Source organism: Terribacillus saccharophilus (genome assembly GCF_046592595.1).
Lineage (GTDB): Bacteria > Bacillota > Bacilli > Bacillales > Amphibacillaceae > Terribacillus > Terribacillus saccharophilus_C.
The window spans coordinates 1-1,125 of the sequence record NZ_JAWVPF010000021.1; the positions used below are offsets into that span (position 1 = coordinate 1).

9 tRNA genes and 1 rRNA gene are annotated in these 1,125 nt (G+C 49.3%); all 10 read left to right on the plus strand.

The window, feature by feature from the left end:
• Nucleotides 1-116: 116 nt before the first annotated feature.
• The 10 genes from rrf to SFC25_RS18250 all read left to right on the plus strand — a co-directional run bounded on the left by rrf (nt 117) and on the right by SFC25_RS18250 (nt 1,054).
• Nucleotides 117-229, plus strand: a 5S ribosomal RNA gene (gene rrf / locus SFC25_RS18205).
• A gap of 13 nt (nt 230-242) precedes the next feature.
• Nucleotides 243-318 (plus strand) — tRNA-Val (locus tag SFC25_RS18210).
• A gap of 3 nt (nt 319-321) precedes the next feature.
• Nucleotides 322-397: transfer RNA gene (locus SFC25_RS18215), tRNA-Thr, on the plus strand.
• A 5-nt stretch (nt 398-402) separates the two neighbouring features.
• Nucleotides 403-478, plus strand: a tRNA-Lys gene (locus SFC25_RS18220).
• Between the two features lie 31 nt (nt 479-509).
• Nucleotides 510-595: transfer RNA gene (locus SFC25_RS18225), tRNA-Leu, on the plus strand.
• A gap of 13 nt (nt 596-608) precedes the next feature.
• Nucleotides 609-683 (plus strand) — tRNA-Gly (locus SFC25_RS18230).
• A 27-nt stretch (nt 684-710) separates the two neighbouring features.
• Nucleotides 711-795: transfer RNA gene (locus tag SFC25_RS18235), tRNA-Leu, on the plus strand.
• A gap of 10 nt (nt 796-805) precedes the next feature.
• A tRNA-Arg gene (locus SFC25_RS18240) sits at nt 806-882 on the plus strand.
• Between the two features lie 3 nt (nt 883-885).
• A tRNA-Pro gene (locus tag SFC25_RS18245) sits at nt 886-962 on the plus strand.
• Nucleotides 963-978: 16 nt separating this feature from the next.
• Nucleotides 979-1,054, plus strand: a tRNA-Ala gene (locus SFC25_RS18250).
• Nucleotides 1,055-1,125 lie beyond the last annotated feature (71 nt).

Here is a 1,125-nt window from a genome sequence, read left to right on the forward strand (position 1 = left end):
GGACATGTTTCTTATCTAGTTTTGAAGGTTTACTTCAAAAAAAGTGTTGCTTTTTCTTTGAAAGAGTGATACAATATATCTTGTCCTTAAGAAAAGGACAAACATTAAATATCCGATCTGGTGATAATAGCGAAGAGGTCACACCTGTTCCCATGCCGAACACAGCAGTTAAGCTCTTCAGCGCCGATGGTAGTTGGGTTCGCCCTGCGAGAGTAGGACGTTGCCAGGTGGATATACAATCCGGAGGATTAGCTCAGCTGGGAGAGCATCTGCCTTACAAGCAGAGGGTCGGCGGTTCGAGCCCGTCATCCTCCACCATTAGCCGGTCTAGCTCAATTGGTAGAGCAACTGACTTGTAATCAGTAGGTTGGGGGTTCAAGTCCTCTGGCCGGCACCATGTAAGAGCCATTAGCTCAGTTGGTAGAGCATCTGACTTTTAATCAGAGGGTCGAAGGTTCGAGTCCTTCATGGCTCACCATTCATTTTAATACTGTGCGTATTTAATCTATGCGGGTGTGGCGGAATTGGCAGACGCGCTAGACTTAGGATCTAGTGTCTTTATGACGTGGGGGTTCAAGTCCCTTCACCCGCACCATTTTAGATTAAACGCGGAAGTAGTTCAGTGGTAGAACATCACCTTGCCAAGGTGGGGGTCGCGGGTTCGAATCCCGTCTTCCGCTCCATAACTACTTAATCAACTAATTCAGCTTGCCGGGGTGGCGGAATTGGCAGACGCACAGGACTTAAAATCCTGCGGAGGGTTCCTCCGTGCCGGTTCGAGTCCGGCCCTCGGCACTTTAAATATGCGCCCGTAGCTCAATTGGATAGAGCGTTTGACTACGGATCAAAAGGTTAGGGGTTCGACTCCTCTCGGGCGCGCCATTACGGGAAGTAGCTCAGCTTGGTAGAGCACTTGGTTTGGGACCAAGGGGCCGCAGGTTCAAATCCTGTCTTCCCGACCACTATAACTTAAACGATGGGGCCTTAGCTCAGCTGGGAGAGCGCCTGCCTTGCACGCAGGAGGTCAGCGGTTCGATCCCGCTAGGCTCCACCATTTTTATTTGAAAATATTGATCTTTGAAAACTGAACAAAACAACCAATTACGAACTAAACGACATGATCGC